Source organism: Lactobacillus kefiranofaciens (assembly GCF_014656585.1).
GTDB classification, from domain to species: domain Bacteria; phylum Bacillota; class Bacilli; order Lactobacillales; family Lactobacillaceae; genus Lactobacillus; species Lactobacillus kefiranofaciens.
The window spans coordinates 532,868-549,642 of the sequence record NZ_CP061341.1 but is presented as its reverse complement, the minus strand read 5'-3'; the positions used below and the strand labels follow the sequence as shown (position 1 = coordinate 549,642).

Here is a 16,775-nt window from a genome sequence, read left to right as displayed (position 1 = left end):
CTCCTTATAATTAGAAACAAGAAAATTGTATCACATTGTAAAAACACGTGTTTAGAATTGAAAGAGACTTAGGAAAATTTTATGGTTTATCATTTTACACTTTTTTATCCTAAAAATCTTGCGGCAATGTCTGTTAACGACGTTTTACGCAAGTTGCTAATCCCTAGAAAGTGGCGCCACTATTTGCGAATTGAGCAAAATGTAAAAATAAATGGAGAATATCGCTATTTTAATGAAGAAATTTTCCCCGGTGATCAAATAGACATTGTTTTAGATCAAGTCGAATCTGCTCAACAAAAATATCCTGCCAACGGCAAATTGCCTGATGTAATCTATGAAGATAAGAATCTATTAATTATCAACAAAAAGAAGGGGCAAAAGACGCACCCTAATTTAGACGAAACTACTACGGCCTTAAACGATTGCGCTACTTATCTAGGATATAGTCCCTACATCGTTCACCGCCTAGACATGCTTACTAGCGGCTTATTATTAATCGCTAAAAATCCAGCGGTCGTACCTATTTTAAATCGTGAATTAACAAACAAAACTTTTCACCGCGATTATTTAGCTAAGGTTGATCATGCAGATAAACTAGAGAACCAAGGCACAATTGATCAGCCAATTGGACATGATCCTGATGATCAAAGAAAAAGAATGATTACTCCTGATGGTTTACATGCCGTGACTCATTATCAAGTGTTAAAAAGAAACTATGACGGAAGTGCAATCGTACGTCTGACGCTGGAAACAGGCCGTACTCATCAGATTCGCGTGCACCTTGCATCCCTGGGTACGCCAATCATTGGCGATCCGCTATACAATCCGAATTTTGCCGGTGAAGAGCTGGCGCTAGACGCTTATGAGATCTCACTGATTAAGCCCTTTTCTTTTGAAAAATTAGATGCTAAACTGCCAGAAGAAAAAATTCAACTGTAAAAAAACAACGTAGCCTTATCCTCTAGACTACGTTGTTTTTTTCTCGACTTATTATTTTTGATAATGCAATACACTAGAATCAAATGATTTCGTATCCTTAATGCCGGTATACATCATCATCTCGGCTAACTGTTCATTCATCTTCTTCAGCTTATCTTCGGTTGCCTTAGTACCATTCTTTAACAATTCCGATAAAATTCCGCGTCCAATTAACACGGCATCGGCACCCATTGCCAAAGCCTTATAGGCATCATAGCCGCTCATTAATGAGCCATCGGCATAGATTTCCATCCCGCTACCTTGCAAAGCTTTTTTAATCTCTGGTAAGACAGATAATGGTGGAACACCAAATGGAACACGACCATGATGGTGCGAACCCACAATTGCCTTACAGTCAGCTTGCCTTGCCTTGAGCGCATCAGAAACTGACAACACGCCTTTAGCAATAAATGGCAACTTAGTACTTGCTGCATATTGTTTTAGATCTTCCATGGTTATTGGGCCTAACGGAATGCCATCAACTACATCGTACTTGCCATTCTTGCCAGCAATATGATCAATATCAATCCCCACAGCAACGGCACCAGTTTTTTCAGCGAATTGAATCTCATCTAAAATCTTATGGTGATCTGCAAATGGCTTAATGATCCGAATAGTATCGCCACCTTGTTTGATAATCTCGCCATATTCTTCATTAGTTTCCATGCCGATCCAGTTAAGCAAGCCCATATTGCGCGCGGCAACCGCTTTTTCTTGCATTGGTTTTCTACTTTGATCACTTAAGACTTTATTCAAATGCGATACTGCAGCTGGCATAAGCGGGGATGCATACTTTTTGCCTAAAATTGTCGTGCTTAAATCAGGCTCAACAGAGTCAATTACCCGCATTTCAACCAAAATATTATCCAAAAAGACCCGATTATGAACATTTGCATCGTCTGCCTTACCACTAGTGACCGGAATCATTCCTTTAGGACCAGGCCAAGGACTTGAAGTTTCTTCATTTTTATTTTCCGTTTCCATCAAAGATGAACCAGAACTGACATCAATAGTTTCAGAAGCACTAGTTAATGCATCGTTTTCTTTATTATTCATAAAAATCCTTTCTGAAATACTTTATAGTTTCTTAATCTTTTATTAAAAATTACTAATTAATAGCCTAAATAAAAAATTGAATCCACATTTTTAGTCTCATTAAGATAATTTTCAAAATATGGCAAAGTAAAAGAGACGTAACCTAATTTCGTCGGTACAATCAGATGTCTTTCTAGTGCTCGACGCCGATATTGCGCTACAAATACATTGCTTTTACCCATAATTTTTGCAACTTCATCTAATTTATGGTTTCCACAAACTGCATACAAATATTTTCTATCCATATCAGACATTTCTGCAAAAATTTTCTGATAAGCATTATTGTACAAATAATTTTTATAATCTGGTGCAATAGCGTCAACATCTACCATATTTGGTACTTGATCTTGAACATGATCAAACAACAGATAGCCTAAAAGCTGAAACGCATAAGAATAGCCCTTAGTCATCTGAGCCATTCTAGTCGCCACATTGGAATCACACTTAAATATTCTAAGATAAGTATTAAAAATATCTAATTTCTGCAACGGTTTAACTACTACCTTATCTGACCGCAGTAAAAAAGTAAGCTTATCATCATTCTGCAAGTTCAATACTAAATCTGGCAGACCTGTCATAACTAAATATACTGGATACTTCTTGCGCTTCAATGAACTAAAAATCTGAACAAAGTCTCTAATCGGTTTACTATTATCAACCTCATCCAAAGTAATTAATACTCTTTTATGTTGTTTTTCAATTCCTGCCATTAATTCATTTAACGCAACATCAATATTAGATGCTTCATTGTGCTTATTAATGCTAATACCACCTAAAGGACTATCTATTGAAAAAGCAGTAATATCACGTAAAGTTTTTTGAAGCTGAGAACCTACTTGACTAGCTAATAACCGTACTAATGAATTAACTATTCCTTCTTTATTTATCAAATCAACTATATAATAACCGCTATTTTTTTCAAAATATTCCGAAACGCTCATCATCAATGAAGTTTTACCCATTCCACGAACGCCAGTGATAAAAATGGAACGTGCATAATCACTGTCAACAATCATATTAATTATTTTATGAAGTTCACTATCAGCATTATTCTTTAAGAAAATTTGTGGAACATCGCCAAAAGTTGGATTAAATGGATTCTTCATTTTTGTCTCCATTTTCTTTTAATTCTCTTTAAATTCTTTTAAATGTCTATTTTTATTTTAAATCCTTTTAAATGTAAAAGCAAAACAGACCCATTAAATAATTTCTTTCTGCAACGCCATAAAAATCGTAATAATCAACAAATCAGCACTGCCACCCAAGCTATAATTTCTTTCCTTAAAGGTCTGATTCAGTTCCAACATAAATTGCTTTCCAGCTTCAGTTTGATAGCCGCCCAAGGTTAAATATTTTTTAGCTTGTTGATGCGCCCATGCAATTACTTCAATATTTCCTGCTCGTTTAATTAAATTGGAATCTTCAATTTCACTCACAATCTTCATTAAGGTATCTAATAAACGTGCATTTAAATCACCTGTCGTGTGCATTAAAAATGGTAAAGCAACATCTCGTACTAAAGGATAGCCCGCCTCAGCTTCTGCCCTCACGCCACCTTTACCATATTGCAAAAATTGCTTTTCTCCTGCTGTCTCACTTTTTTGCCCTAAATCATGCTCAACTAATCCTTGCGTCATCTTTTGAATCACAGTAAATTCATCTGCCGTATGATTTTGGCAATAAGCACTAGCACATACAAATAAGCCTAGTGAAAAAATAGCACCCTTATGCGTGTTGACTTCATGAGTTGCCGTAAACATCTTTTTTTCAGCCTTAATGCCAACTTGCCGTAGCAAATTAAACATCTGCCGTAAATCTTTTCCATTAAAATTATTGCCAATATTAGCCGCTTGGACAAAATATTTTCTTAAACTCAAACTGCTATCGACAAACAAATAAACATTCATATCGGGATGAGGGCCACGATCGGCAGGATCAACTAACCCCGGCTTAGGATTAGTTACAACTTCATATAAAAGTGCCTTTTCAGCATTTTGCGCAATTTCAAATGGTGTCATATTTATCCTTTTCTAAATTTAATTATGATCTTGATTTTATTTTATCATTTATTCAATTTATCACCGTCAGTAGCACCAATAAAAAACAGCCTTGCTTTCGCAAAGCTGTTTTTACTATATTCTATTGTTTCCAAGCAGCATCAAACTTTTGCTTGCCTGCTTCGCTTTGATTATTAACATTTTGCTTCTTTTGTGCAGCAGACAGAATATTTTGCATAATGCTGTTCAATTGATTGTATGCAGCATTAGAATTCTTCTCAGCTGGAACACTGTACAAGTGCTTCATTGCTTGGCTAAGTTTAGCTGGTAACTTAATGTTCTTATTATCAACATATTGCTTAGTAGTTACTGCCTTAGTATTTACAGGGATATAGCCAGTTTTATTAGCCCACTTAAGCTGTGAGGCCTCTGAAGTCAAGAACTTCATGTACTTGAAGGCAGCTGCTCTTTGCATAGTTGAAGCTTGACTAAACATGTAGATATCTGTACCTTGTTGCATCGTGTATTTACCAGGACGAGGAGCAACATCATATTCGAACTTGCCGCCAATGCCTTGCTTAACGTAACTTTCACCAGCAGAAGTACCAATGAACATTGCGACCTTCTCATTAGCAAAAGGACCTGACAAATAATGTTCTGAGCCAGCAACTCTGAAGTAGCCCTTCTTCATTCCATCAGCGTAGTAATTGATTACCTTTTTAGAAGCAGAACCGGTAAAGTTAATTTTATCGGTAAAATTAATGCCTTCGTTCTTCATGCCTAAAGTGTAGTAGTTAGCCAAGGAATCAAAGCCGGCACCTACAACTTGGTGGTGACTCTTTTGATAAATAGTTTCAGAAACTTGCTTCAACTCAGCCATGGTTGCTGGCACCTTTTTAATGCCATATTTCTTAAACATGGTCTTGTTATAAACCAAAATGTCGATCGACTTGTTAAATGGGATCCCATATTGGGTATTCTTAATCTTGGCACCATCTAAAAGCTCAGCTCTAATGCCAGACTTCTGGGCACTGCCCCAACCTACATTCTTATTATTAATGTATGGGGTCAAATTCACCAGCATCTTATTTTGAGTGGCGTTATACAGCCAATCTGGGTAAGCTTGGGTAATAGTAGGCAAGTTCTTGGGTGATTGCATGGTTGAAGTTAACTTGCCTTGCAAGTCAATATATGAGCCTTGGTTTTCAAGCTTAACCTTCACATTAGGATTCTTCTTCTCGAACTCATTAGTCAATTGCTTAAGCGTTGCCTCTTGCGCACCGTGCATCCCGTGCCAAAAGACAATTGACGTTTTCTTGTTAATCTTAGCGGGAATCTTTTCATCAGCATCAGAATTTCCTGTATTTTTTGAACAAGCGGCGGTACCTACTAATGCCAGACCAGCTACCGCGAATGTGATTAACTTTTTACCAATTTTCATCAAAAGACATTCCTCCAAAAACTAAATTCTAAAATTCAAAGCACTAAGAATTGTAGCACAAATAATTTTAGATACAACATCTTGTAGTTAGAGATGAATTGTGGTATTGCAGACATGACTAATTCAAAATCAAACCCCCTTAAGTCTACAGCGATTAAGATTTAGACTCTTTCCATGAAAAATTATTTCTTTGTTAAATTAGTAACTTTATACTTTTAAGTAGAGGCTTTTTCTGTTAACCTAGATACTGGTCTTTATTGATACGAGGCGAATATTGCCTTGTTTCGATGAATCAGACTCCCTATTTTTTATGAGACAAGAGGTATATTTCATGGAAACTATTTCTAAGAAACAATTAGTAGACCAAATTGCTGAAAAGACTGATGCTACTAAGAGCGACATCAACAATGTCTTAGACGCTTACATCGAAACTGTTAAGAGCAACGTTGCTGAAGGCAACAAGGTTCAAATGGTTGGTTTCGGTGCTTTTGAACTTCGTCACCGTGCTGCTCGTAAGGGTCGCAACCCACAAACTGGCAAAGAAATTGAAATCGCTGCAACTAACGTTCCAGCATTCAAGCCAGGTAAGACTTTCAAGGCTGAAGTTAACAAGTAATTTGTTTTACTTAAAGAAGTCACGAGAATAGCTCGTGGCTTTTTTATATTAATAGAAAATTAACCTCAGTAAGTCAAAGAAAGAGGCTAGACTCCATGTAGAATCTAGTCTCTTGTTTATTTTCCACTTAAATTAAGGGCAATCTGTGATATTAGAGCATCCATGAAGTACATCCCGAAGAATACAAATAAAGCAACTATCAAAATCTTCCAAGAGATTTTACTTAAATCCTTCAATTGATAAGTGACGGAAATGCCTGCAAAAGCTAATACCGAAGTAGTCAAAGATAAAAAGTCAACGGCATTAATTACTCTAACGCAATACGAACTGATTAAACAAAAAATTAACGATACAATTGAAACCCAACCTAGAATCGGAAAACCTTGAACAATCTTCCAAGGCATTCTTTTCATTAACATGCTAATGATAATCCCCAAAAGAGAAAACAACCATAATAGACCTAATCCAATGAAAGTATCCGTTGTAATAGGCGTACTTTTCGAATTTTTCAATAACTTTATCCATTGAACAAAAAGTACTAAACTAACGCTTAATGCTAAAATTAATGCATCGCGACCCAATTTAAAAAAGTTATTCTCTCTAATCATGTTCTGGATACTCCTCTTTTTTATGATCTAACAAATGCGTGATGTGAATATACATGAATTTCTGCAAGGGCACGGCCAAGAAATACATAATGTATGTGCCAATGAAGCTTGTTAACAATTGACTTGCGGCCGCAAAAGATAAAATAGTTTCACTATGGTCGGGCACAATCGCAGCCAAAGCCGTTGAAGCAGCTGTCATCATCGAGCTAGAACCAACGCCGGAACTCATCGCAACGGCCTTATAGCTAAAGCCCATTCCCAACAATAAAGGAGCTAAAATCGAAAATACAATTGAACCAAAGATAGTTCCAATCAAATAGATTCCTAATACTCCTCGTCCTTCTGGTGAATCAAGGGTATATTTTTCACTAATATAAGCTAACTCTCCTTCTCTGCCTAACCCCAATGTTGAACCAATTGCTTCTTGTCTTAATCCTAAAAACAACGCTACAGGCAAGCCGAAGAGAATTGTCCCTAAATTACCCAGTTCGTGCACTAAAAATACCCAGCCTACTGAGAGGATTTCATTAATCTTAGGAGCTACGTTAGCACCATAGCGAGCCATTAATGACAACATAATTAAAATCATATATTTGCCTGCGAATTTAACTCGCTTGTCATTATATAAGCGTTTAATGGGATGCCAAGGAATTAAATAAATTAAAATAGCGAAAATTACGGCAAACACCAATGGCAAAATTGAAACTTCTATTTTACCTAATGAAAAAATTTGCATCCCAATCATTTCAGCTATTAGATCAATCAACAGAACCAGCAAAATTAATGGCCCATAGTTTTTAATGTACTTCATTATTATTTCTCCATCCCCTCTAGAGCTTGCAAATACTCTTCTTTACTATGTCGATAAGACTTTACCTTTTCTAAATTATGCGAAATATTTAGTACACTATTAAACACAAACTCTGGGAAAATTTTTAGTACAAATTCAGGATTAATTAGTTTAAAGTCCGAACCATGAATAGTTCCTTTCCAGCCGCCATAACCGATTTGAATAGTGGGTATCAGAAAGCCTACGTCACCAATATCACCAGCTGCCATCGTATAGCCACGATCATCAATTAGGTCTGGTATTCTATCATCCGCTTCAAACGTCTTTTTAACCAACGCATTCATATCACGATTTGAATGTAGCGGTAAATAGCCTACTTGCGTATTAATCTCAACTTGCCCGCCTAATGCTAGAGCACATCCTTTAGCCGCATTATCAAAATGCTGCATAATTGTTTGAGCATAATTCACATTAAAGAATCTTAGATCAGAACCCATTTTGACATGATCAGGGATTACGTTAATTGATTCAGTATTTTCACCAATCATTACAGGATTAAAGCGAATTCGATTAGGATCTTTAAGCTGCTGACGCTGCATAGCAAGTGCTGTTGTAAACAATGTGGCAATACTTTGAGCATTTACTCCAGCTTCTGGCGCAAAGGCCGCATGACTTGCCTTCCCATAAAAATCAAAATACTTAAAATTAAAGCCTGCTAAATCACAATTAAGTTCTATAGTACGATTTTTAAATTGTTCTCCAATAGCGTGTACTGAAACGCAATAATCTATATCATCAAAAACTCCCTGTTTAATAGCTTCTTGTTTGCCACCATAATAAGTTAGCTTCCCCTCATCTTTTTGTTTCTGCCGCCAGTCCAGATCTACAAATTCTTCAGAAGGTGAGGGTCGAATCAAATATACTTACCACACTTACGAGGACCACAACAAGGCTAAGCAATTGCAGGACGGGCTAGAAAAAATTATAATTAATGGCAAAGGTATTCCCAATGGAGAAAGTGCCGATGAATTGGGGTTAGTTGACCTAATCAACAACCGGCCTGTCCACTTGAACAAAATTTTTGACGAAATTCAAACACGGATCAAGGACATGAACGAAGATCCAGAATGGAGGGACAAAATGATCGACTACGAAACTAGAATGCTGGAAAAAGAACAAGAAGCCGAAGAAAAAGGTATGCAGAAAGGTATGCAAAAGGGTATACAAAAAGGCTTTACAAATGCTACTATCTCTGACATTAAAAAACTGATTACTGCATTAAGAGACTTTGGCGGTAGCAATGAACAAATTTTAAACAGACTAAAACAGGATTATGGTGATCAATTCTCCATTGATAAATTAAAAGACTTTATGGATCAAGCTTAATTTTTAATCTCAAAAAAAGGCTCAGCTACACTACGGCTGGGCCTTTTGATTTCTTCTTAATTATTTTTCTCTTACTGGCAAGCGAATGATCGTCTTTAAATTCTTTTGCTTAGTACGTTGCGGATTCGAGAGATAGATTTCATGATGACGTCGTTTTTTCGAAAAGTCCAAGGTTAAGTCATGATTATCAATGAATTCGTGCATCTTCTCAATCGTTGCTGGTTCATCATCGTAGCTACCAACGTGCATAATTTGGACGCATTTTCCTTCAGCCAGCGTCATTAATTTAACTGAACTAAAATCTAAATTCTTCTTAGCCGTAGCTTTCTTTTTTGCCCAATCAAAAACATCATCAGTCACAAACTCCGGCATTCGAATACATGAAATGAAGTTAAACTTCTCCTTATGATTATAATCCACGCCATCAATACCGTCTTGCCACCAAAAGCCCTCTAATGGCGGAACAACGAAATCAAAATAATCTTTGATTTTATGTGTACCTTTTTTGCTCATTTTAATCGTATAAGCTAAGCTATAAAGCAACTGAAGGTCATATTGATATTCACCGTCTGCACTATTAGGGTTGTCTTTGCCCTGAACAGCTAGAAATTTCATCGAGGGAACATCAACTAATTCAGGCTTCTTACTCGGACGATAAAATTACTTTTCTTCTTTTTTAAAATCGTAAGCCATACTTTGCCTCTATAACTGATGAAACTTAACTGTCTTATTCTTGAGTGAAATTTTCTTCACTTCAAACCCGTAATCAAGCAATTCTTTTTTATAACGCAAAAATGAATGATCGATTGGCAATCCTGCTGCTTTCTCGATCTCATCAAAAGAAAGTTCAAAGTCACCGTTTTTGTTATCCTTGATATATTGCCACAGCTGATGGTATTTACTCATATCTATATCTCTTCTTTCTTAACTGCTCATTTTATTAATATTATCTTTTATTCTACACTTCCCTGATAGCTCACTCAATTGAGTGCAAAAAAATACCGTCCATCAGCATTAGCTACTCACGAACAGTATTTACTTAACTATTAGGCTTTTTCAATTTTACCAGCAGCAATTGGCAAAGTTGTATGAGCATCATAACTCATTACGCAGCCACCAACAGTGTCAGGCAATTCAAGATCTTTTGGTACACCGTGGACATAAACTACACGTTTATCTAATTGAAGATCTTCAGTGCCAAAAGCGTCCTTGAACTTAGCTTGCAATTTTTCTAACGGAATATCAACCTCATATTAGTAATGACCGTTTTCATCAGCTACTGGATAGCCATCGTGAGGGATATTCATGTCTTGCGGCGCATCATCTAATGGCACCATGGTTGTACCCGATACTTCTTCAGTTTCTGGTAAATCAATGAAGCCATCATGATTTTTATCCTGAGCCATAGTTGGAACATGAGCTTCCTTACCATCAGGAAAGCCGTGGAAGTGTTCCCAGTGTTCAATATTCTTAGGAGTATCGAGCATTTCTACTTTGACATGAAGCTTGTCGCCATCTTCAGTAAATTCAGCGGTGCCGTGAGCCTTGCAACCAATCTTTTCAGCATTCAATGGTGTAATATGAGCAATATATTTTTTCATCTTGATAAATCCTTTCTAAACTCTGATGTTTTCAAATTCATCATACAATCTTTGAGTAATAATTTGTTGTCTCAATACTTATCGTAATTAATTATAATAAGAAGCTATTATGATAAAATTGATTTAAATCAAGAATTTTAGAAAAGATGATTCTCATGACAAAACATTCACCAATTGCTTGTTTAAGTAATGCAGCCCTTTTTACTGATTTACCAATTGAATTAAAAGAAAAACTAGTAACCGTCTCCGAACACCAGCAAAGTTTTCCTAAAGGAAGTCTCATTAGGCAACCTGACGATGGTAAAGATGGCATGATTGTCATCGATCAGGGAAAGGCCAAAGTCTACAACCTATCAAAAGATGGTAAAGAAGTTGTGCTAGGTATACTCCAAAAAGGTGACATTGAGGAACAACAACATTTATTCAAACAAGGCGAAAGTGAAAACTTCGTTGAAGCTGTGGAGGACACCTGGGTTTGTTCAATTAATCGTGCTGATTTTCAAAAACTTTTGCAAAAAACACCGGATTTATCATTGAAGCTTTTAAATAATTTCGGTGAAAAATTAGTGGCAATTGAACACAATTCGGTGCTTAGAAATACTTTAGATGCCAAAGAACGGATATTGGCTTACCTAAATGACTTGGCCAATGAACAAGGTAAAAATGAAGTGAAATTAGAACTGAAGAAAAAGGACTTAGCCAGCTATTTGGGAATTACGCCGGAGACATTCAGCCGTAAGTTAAAAGAACTAGAAAAAGATGGCAAAATTGAAGTTCATGGTCGCTGGATTAATGTGAAAAGATAAATTATGCAAAAAATAAAGCCCAGCAAATGCTGAGCTTTTATTTTATTGACTAACATTTATGATTTCTTTTCCATCCAAATCGCACAACTTTTTTAGATTATTTGATTTTGGATTGAATTCATAAAGAGTACCTGCATCTAAAATTTACTGATTAATCTGAACATAAGCATAATAATGTTTATGCACCCTAAACAAAGTCAACTTATAAATATCAGAGTGAACGTTTTGAACAATACTATTTATCATTTTCCAATAATTAGCATCATTAACTCTACGCTGTTCTTGATTATACAATGGTATCTTTTTTAATAATTTTAAATGAGTTTGATTTTTCTTAGTATATGTACCAAATATATTAGGATCAACTTTTATTTTTTCTGCGATACTAAAATCATGTGAGTCATGGATTTCTCTAATTTTTCTATTTGAAAGCACATCATAATTGGAAATCTTTTTAGATTTAGAATTAATATTTACAATTTGAATTCGAGCAACAATACTGTTGTGCCAACAATTCTTGGTAAAAAGTATTCCAGCTATTAAGACAAGTATTGCAAATGTACTAATTAAGATAGTTATTCGTTTTTTATGCATAATTAAATTTTACAAAAATAAGGCCCAGTAAACGCTGAGCTTATTTATTTTATTGCAAACCAAAAATTAATAGATTAGTTCCACCCACGTTCATTGAGCCATCTTTCTTTAATTGTTTCAAAGAACGTAAAACAAACTTTCTTTGATTACCATGTAACTTTTTTGCAGCTTTCATAGCAGCATTGAAGTCACGTTTGTTGTTTGCTTTCTTAAGACTAGTATTCAATCTATTAGCAATTCTCATAAGTGGCTTTTTCACATTCTTCATTGCTTTGCTATTTAAGTAATAGTATTGCAAACCAGATTGAGTGGTCCAACTAGAATATTTCTTATCCTTGGAAGCAACCAAATATACTGGTGCACCAGCACCACGTCCCTTAACATTAAGGACTTTTTCTATTCTAAACTTAACTTTTTGAATCTTTATAGGACTAATAGTTTTTGCTTTCTTTGAAGGCATGATATTTTTAACTAATTTTTTGTAGTTGGACTTACCAACATAAATCTTTGACGCATCTTTATCATTAAGAATGCGCATGATATAGCCTTCCTTGGTAAAGCTAGCCTTGTTTTTGACGGCTGCAACAGGAGCAGAACTAGTAGATGCGGCATTTACTAACTTAGGTGTAGCTGAAAGCATGGTCACAGTTCCAGCCAATAAAAATGCCACCAGTAAACAGTTTCTGTAACTTCATTCTAAATACATCCCTCTTATACTTACAAAATTTCATACCCATAAGTTACTAACTACCCTTTAGTAGCCTATATGAATATCATAGCAAGATTTTACATCCCTAGACCATTTTGTCAAAAGACAGCCTACTTGATAGCAAATCCGTAAAAAAACTAAAATCTGACATCAAAATTAATTTTTAATTTTATCGAACAATTTTTTCATTTTTCCATACTCAGATAGTGAGAAATCTGCTGTATCACCATTTACAAAGGTAACTTTATACTTTTTCAAATCAATTAATTCGATGTTATTTGGATTCACCAAACAAGATTGACTAATCTTTACTAGAGATGAATTTTCTTTCGCATATTTACTAATACTGCCGAAGAATTGTCCTCGGCCGTTCATTTTAACAATCTCCAACTTATGTGGTGTATCTGTAGTAGCAATATAAATAATATCATCAATATTTACATTTCTAATTTGCCTACCAACTTTATAATGAAAAGTCATTTTTTGAACAAAGTCAGAGTTCTTTAAGTTAGAAATTGCAATTTCTACAGTTTTAACTACCCGTCGTTGAAATTGAATGTATTCATTTTCATTTTTAGGCTTAACAATATAGTCAATTGGGCCCAAGCGTCTTTCAAAAGAAATTAAAGATAGATCAGCATGTGTAGTAATAAAAATAATTTGTGCTTTTTTATCTTGCTTCTTAATCAATTCAGCTAAGTCAAACCCATTATTTTTGCCGATTTCTTTTTCTAATTCAATATCTAAGAAATAAATACCACCATCATATGGATTTGATTCTAAATATTTCTTTGCATTACCAAAATTATTTGCCGACGCAATATCAAAAACAATATCGTAATTATCAGAAATAATTCCTTCAGCTTTTCCTAGAAATTTACTAATAATATTTATTTGACTTTGATCATCATCACAAATAAATACTGAATATTTCATTTTAAGAATTTTCTTCCATATCGTCTGGCATAATTGTTAAATCAAAATCAAACCAGTCATCTTCGATACCATAATCAATGAGCATACTATTTTCATATTTCGCTTCGATTTGCTTTACGTTTGCTAAGCCAATGCCAGAATGAAATTTTTTAGTAGTATAACCTTCTTGATTAAGTCTATTGAGATTTACCTTGTCGATCATACCTATTCGATTTCTAATCCTAAATTCAAAGTTACCATCCTCTTGGTAATACATTGCATCAACTTTCGCACTATCTTTGTTACCTGTCATTTGAATTAATTTTTGACTTTCTTCAATTGCGTTGTCGAACGTAATGCCCATAATCCGGATTATATCTAAAATATTAACTGATTGCGGAATTTTATAAATTTCTACCTCACAACCAAAACTATAGTCAATATTTTCGTTATACAGTTTCGCCAGTTTAGCAATGGCAATACTTTTTAGCTCCTCAATATGGACATGGTTAACACCCTTATATTTGCGAAGCGCTTTTTCATCAAACTGAGTATCAGTATATTCAGATAATTGTTTTACTACAGACTCCGTATCACATTTTTCAGCACTAATTCTTAAACTATTTAAGATATTTTGATAATCATGCTTAAAACGACGCAATTCATCTTCATTTTTATCAAGGTAGTTGGAATATTCTTTTAACTGTTCATTTTCAGCTTGCATTCAAAGCTGCTGTTGCTTAGTTTTAATTTCTCTTTGAATATGAATAATTCCCATATACAATACAATTGCAAAAATTGTTTGAAGCATTAATAGACTTAAAAGGATATTAGCAACCTCAACGGGTCTTTGATTAAAGAATAAATAGTTATTAACTAATTCAATTGAAAAATATAAATAAATAATAATTCCTAAAAAAATAGTACTATTTACGTCTGTTAAATACATTCTAATTTGAGAATTAAATCTATACACAAAAACTATGAGACTGTAAAATAGTTTGTGTAAGGATGAATTATTCCTTAATTTAATTTCCTAAAACATTAGAAAAAGGAGTTCCTTTCTCGTATGATTGGTTTGAACAAAAAACACATACAGAAAGAAGAACTCCTTCATGAATGATTTTACCAAAAATATAACTCAAGCTCTATTCAATCAAGATAAAATTAATGATTTGCTTCGTCATGAAATCCAACAAGCTGTTAATGACTTGTTAGAATCTGAACTGACTGCCTTTTTAGGCTATGATCCTTATGCTAGAGACGGCTGGAATACTGGTAATTCTAGAAATGGTGCGTATTTCCGTAAAATTGATACCCAGTTTGGATCAATTGAGGTACAAGTGCCACGAGATCGCAATGGTATGTTTCATCAACACACTCTGCCAGACTATAAACAACATCCTGATCTCTTAGAAGATATGGTTATAAAGCTTTATTCTAAAGGTGTAACCACTAGAGAAATAGCTAATTTGATCGAAAAAATGTATGGCAGTCATTATAGTCCAGCTCAAGTGTCTAATATCTCTAAGCAAATGATTCCTAAAGTTGAGGCTTATCACAAGCGTAAGCTGAGCGATAAGTTCTTTTGTGTTTATCTTGCTGCAACGTATATACCGTTGCGTCGAGAAACTTTTGAACGAGAAGCAGTATATATTGCCATTGGTATCAAGCCCAACGGTCACAAAGAAGTGATCGATTATTGCATAGCTCCTAGCGAAAATATCGAAGTCTGGACGGAGTTGCTTCAAAATATGAAAAGCAGAGGCCTTAAACAAGTTGAATTATTTTTATCAGATGGTGTTGTGGGTATGAAAACTGCACTAATGCAAACTTATCCTAAAGCTCACTTCCAGCGCTGTTTGGTTCACGTAATGCGTAATATCTGCGCTAAAGTACGTGTAGAAGACCGTGAGGCAATTATGAACGAGTTTAAGCAAGTTCATCAACAGTCTAACAAGCAAGAAGGTATAACAGTCTTACATAGCTTTTATAGTAAATGGCAGAAAGCTTATAAGCATGTAATTCAGAATGTAAAAGACCTTGAAGCGGATCTGCTAGTTTTTTATAACTATCCGAAACAGATCAGAAGTTCAATCTATTCAACTAACATGATTGAATCCTTTAATAATGTTGTTAAGCGCAAAGCCAAACCTAAAGCAGAGTTTCCAAATGAACAGTCATTAGATACTTTTATTGGAATACAAGCAATGAGCTACAATGATCGATATTTCAAGCGAATTCATAAAGGCTTTGGTCAAGTACAAGACACTCTAGAATCCTATTTTGAATAAATAATTAATTAAAAAAATCAATCTACGAGAAAGATTTATTTACACAAAAGATTTGACAGTTTCAAAACTATTCCAATAATACTCAAACATATATCCCACAAATATATTCTACTGTTTAATTTAAATATTAAAAAAAGCGAATTTATTAACTTATCACCAACATCTAAAATAAAATCAACTAAACTAAAAAACATAGCCGATCCCAAAATAAGTTTCTTATTATTTTTTCTTATCAATCCAAAATAAATATATAGTCCTAATATTTCATATAACGTCATTATTAGATCATATCTATTGAAGAAAATAACACAAAATATATTTAGAAGAACAACACTTAAAGTAAAAATAAACAAAAATAATTTATCATATTTTTTCTTTACAGATTGCGATATTTTATTAAAAGATAAAATATCAAATAAAACAGAAATTATTATAAATGTTGTCTGTTCAATTAAACCTAAAATCAAATTAGTCATCTCAATTTATAATTTTCCACGTCTCCATTTTTATATAAATTTATCCACTTACATTGTTACAAACTATGGATATAATATCATTTTTACCTTTCTGCGCCTAAATTCATCAGATTCACACTATTTTGACATCATATTTACAAAAAAATAAAGCTCAACAAAGGTTGAGCCATACTTTAATCAATAATTAAGATATTCAACTTCTAATTATAAGCTAAAAATCAGCTAAACATACATATTAGTTAATTACAATTAAATCTCACTTCTCACTCACATAAACCTGATGACTTCGTGGAAACTCACGCTTAAATGTCGCAGTAAAAGCATGCTTTGCCACATTATCAGCAATCGCAAATGTATTAACAGTATTCTCATACCCCTGCTCAGTGAATTTCATCTGTCCACTATCAACTTCAATTGTTAACGAACGATCTTTCTTCTTAGTAAGCAACACCACACATTTCGGTTCTTT

General features: G+C 34.4%; 18 protein-coding genes and 2 pseudogenes. 5 read left to right on the top strand and 15 right to left on the bottom strand.

What is annotated here, in order from left to right; all coding sequences use genetic code 11:
- Positions 1 to 81 precede the first annotated feature (81 nt).
- On the top strand, positions 82 to 939 hold the full coding sequence (locus ICI50_RS02895) for an RluA family pseudouridine synthase (RefSeq protein ID WP_188891907.1): 858 nt from the start codon (positions 82 to 84) through the stop codon (positions 937 to 939).
- Between the two features lie 51 nt (positions 940 to 990).
- Here the strand turns inward: ICI50_RS02895 and ICI50_RS02890 are convergent, their stop codons facing one another.
- The 4 genes from ICI50_RS02890 to ICI50_RS02875 all read right to left on the bottom strand — a co-directional run bounded on the left by ICI50_RS02890 (position 991) and on the right by ICI50_RS02875 (position 5,511).
- Positions 991 to 2,034 (bottom strand): FMN-dependent dehydrogenase, encoded by a 1,044-nt coding sequence (locus tag ICI50_RS02890; RefSeq protein ID WP_013853711.1) that lies wholly within the window; start codon positions 2,032 to 2,034, stop codon positions 991 to 993.
- Between the two features lie 56 nt (positions 2,035 to 2,090).
- Positions 2,091 to 3,179, bottom strand: coding sequence for an ATP-binding protein (locus ICI50_RS02885; RefSeq protein WP_056941168.1), 1,089 nt, complete (start codon positions 3,177 to 3,179; stop codon positions 2,091 to 2,093).
- Positions 3,180 to 3,272: 93 nt separating this feature from the next.
- Positions 3,273 to 4,091 (bottom strand): triphosphoribosyl-dephospho-CoA synthase, encoded by an 819-nt coding sequence (locus ICI50_RS02880; protein WP_013853709.1) that lies wholly within the window; start codon positions 4,089 to 4,091, stop codon positions 3,273 to 3,275.
- 121 nt (positions 4,092 to 4,212) lie between these two features.
- The gene (locus ICI50_RS02875; RefSeq protein WP_056941166.1) at positions 4,213 to 5,511 is read right to left on the bottom strand and encodes an extracellular solute-binding protein; all 1,299 of its coding nucleotides are present in this window, start codon (positions 5,509 to 5,511) and stop codon (positions 4,213 to 4,215) included.
- A gap of 331 nt (positions 5,512 to 5,842) precedes the next feature.
- On the opposite strand from ICI50_RS02875, the gene ICI50_RS02870 reads away from it, so the two are divergent.
- Positions 5,843 to 6,127 (top strand): HU family DNA-binding protein, encoded by a 285-nt coding sequence (locus ICI50_RS02870; RefSeq protein WP_188891905.1) that lies wholly within the window; start codon positions 5,843 to 5,845, stop codon positions 6,125 to 6,127.
- A gap of 116 nt (positions 6,128 to 6,243) precedes the next feature.
- Here the strand turns inward: ICI50_RS02870 and ICI50_RS02865 are convergent, their stop codons facing one another.
- Genes ICI50_RS02865 through ICI50_RS02855 form a run of 3 tightly spaced genes read right to left on the bottom strand, consistent with a single transcriptional unit; the run spans position 6,244 to position 8,442 of the window.
- Complete coding sequence (locus ICI50_RS02865) at positions 6,244 to 6,735, bottom strand: hypothetical protein (RefSeq protein ID WP_013853707.1); 492 nt, start codon at positions 6,733 to 6,735, stop codon at positions 6,244 to 6,246.
- Positions 6,728 to 7,546 (bottom strand): DUF3100 domain-containing protein, encoded by an 819-nt coding sequence (locus ICI50_RS02860; protein WP_056941165.1) that lies wholly within the window; start codon positions 7,544 to 7,546, stop codon positions 6,728 to 6,730. The genes ICI50_RS02865 and ICI50_RS02860 overlap by 8 nt, the downstream gene beginning before the upstream one ends.
- 2 nt (positions 7,547 to 7,548) lie before the next feature.
- Complete coding sequence (locus tag ICI50_RS02855; RefSeq protein WP_013853705.1) at positions 7,549 to 8,442, bottom strand: peptidase dimerization domain-containing protein; 894 nt, start codon at positions 8,440 to 8,442, stop codon at positions 7,549 to 7,551.
- Between the two features lie 43 nt (positions 8,443 to 8,485).
- Here ICI50_RS02855 and ICI50_RS02850 point away from each other — a divergent pair, with 43 nt between their 5' ends.
- The gene (locus ICI50_RS02850) at positions 8,486 to 8,911 is read left to right on the top strand and encodes a hypothetical protein (RefSeq protein ID WP_236694816.1); all 426 of its coding nucleotides are present in this window, start codon (positions 8,486 to 8,488) and stop codon (positions 8,909 to 8,911) included.
- 60 nt (positions 8,912 to 8,971) lie between these two features.
- Here ICI50_RS02850 and ICI50_RS02845 read toward each other — a convergent pair.
- From ICI50_RS02845 to ICI50_RS02835, 3 genes and pseudogenes are all read right to left on the bottom strand, one after another.
- A pseudogene (locus ICI50_RS02845) lies at positions 8,972 to 9,604 on the bottom strand (GyrI-like domain-containing protein).
- Between the two features lie 9 nt (positions 9,605 to 9,613).
- Positions 9,614 to 9,817, bottom strand: coding sequence for a hypothetical protein (locus tag ICI50_RS02840; RefSeq protein WP_013853703.1), 204 nt, complete (start codon positions 9,815 to 9,817; stop codon positions 9,614 to 9,616).
- Between the two features lie 140 nt (positions 9,818 to 9,957).
- Positions 9,958 to 10,512: pseudogene (locus ICI50_RS02835) on the bottom strand (hypothetical protein).
- A gap of 155 nt (positions 10,513 to 10,667) precedes the next feature.
- On the opposite strand from ICI50_RS02835, the gene ICI50_RS02830 reads away from it, so the two are divergent.
- Positions 10,668 to 11,318: a Crp/Fnr family transcriptional regulator gene (locus ICI50_RS02830; RefSeq protein WP_188891903.1), complete on the top strand. Its 651-nt coding sequence runs from the start codon at positions 10,668 to 10,670 to the stop codon at positions 11,316 to 11,318.
- 144 nt (positions 11,319 to 11,462) lie between these two features.
- Here ICI50_RS02830 and ICI50_RS02825 read toward each other — a convergent pair whose 3' ends face one another.
- The 4 genes from ICI50_RS02825 to ICI50_RS02810 form a co-directional block, all read right to left on the bottom strand.
- Positions 11,463 to 11,912: a hypothetical protein gene (locus ICI50_RS02825; protein ID WP_013853700.1), complete on the bottom strand. Its 450-nt coding sequence runs from the start codon at positions 11,910 to 11,912 to the stop codon at positions 11,463 to 11,465.
- A gap of 49 nt (positions 11,913 to 11,961) precedes the next feature.
- Positions 11,962 to 12,570, bottom strand: a complete 609-nt coding sequence (locus tag ICI50_RS02820) for a hypothetical protein (protein WP_244964968.1) — start codon at positions 12,568 to 12,570, stop codon at positions 11,962 to 11,964.
- Positions 12,571 to 12,777: 207 nt separating this feature from the next.
- The gene (locus ICI50_RS02815; protein WP_013853698.1) at positions 12,778 to 13,557 is read right to left on the bottom strand and encodes a LytR/AlgR family response regulator transcription factor; all 780 of its coding nucleotides are present in this window, start codon (positions 13,555 to 13,557) and stop codon (positions 12,778 to 12,780) included.
- A 1-nt stretch (position 13,558) separates the two neighbouring features.
- A complete protein-coding gene (locus tag ICI50_RS02810; protein ID WP_013853697.1) occupies positions 13,559 to 14,260 on the bottom strand; it encodes a GHKL domain-containing protein in 702 nt (233 codons plus the stop codon).
- 391 nt (positions 14,261 to 14,651) lie between these two features.
- Between ICI50_RS02810 and ICI50_RS02805 the strand changes: the two genes are divergently transcribed.
- Positions 14,652 to 15,830, top strand: coding sequence for an IS256 family transposase (locus ICI50_RS02805; RefSeq protein ID WP_188891901.1), 1,179 nt, complete (start codon positions 14,652 to 14,654; stop codon positions 15,828 to 15,830).
- A gap of 732 nt (positions 15,831 to 16,562) precedes the next feature.
- On the opposite strand, the gene ICI50_RS02800 is transcribed toward ICI50_RS02805, so the two are convergent.
- A complete protein-coding gene (locus ICI50_RS02800) occupies positions 16,563 to 16,754 on the bottom strand; it encodes a hypothetical protein (protein ID WP_244040391.1) in 192 nt (63 codons plus the stop codon).
- Positions 16,755 to 16,775: the final 21 nt, after the last annotated feature.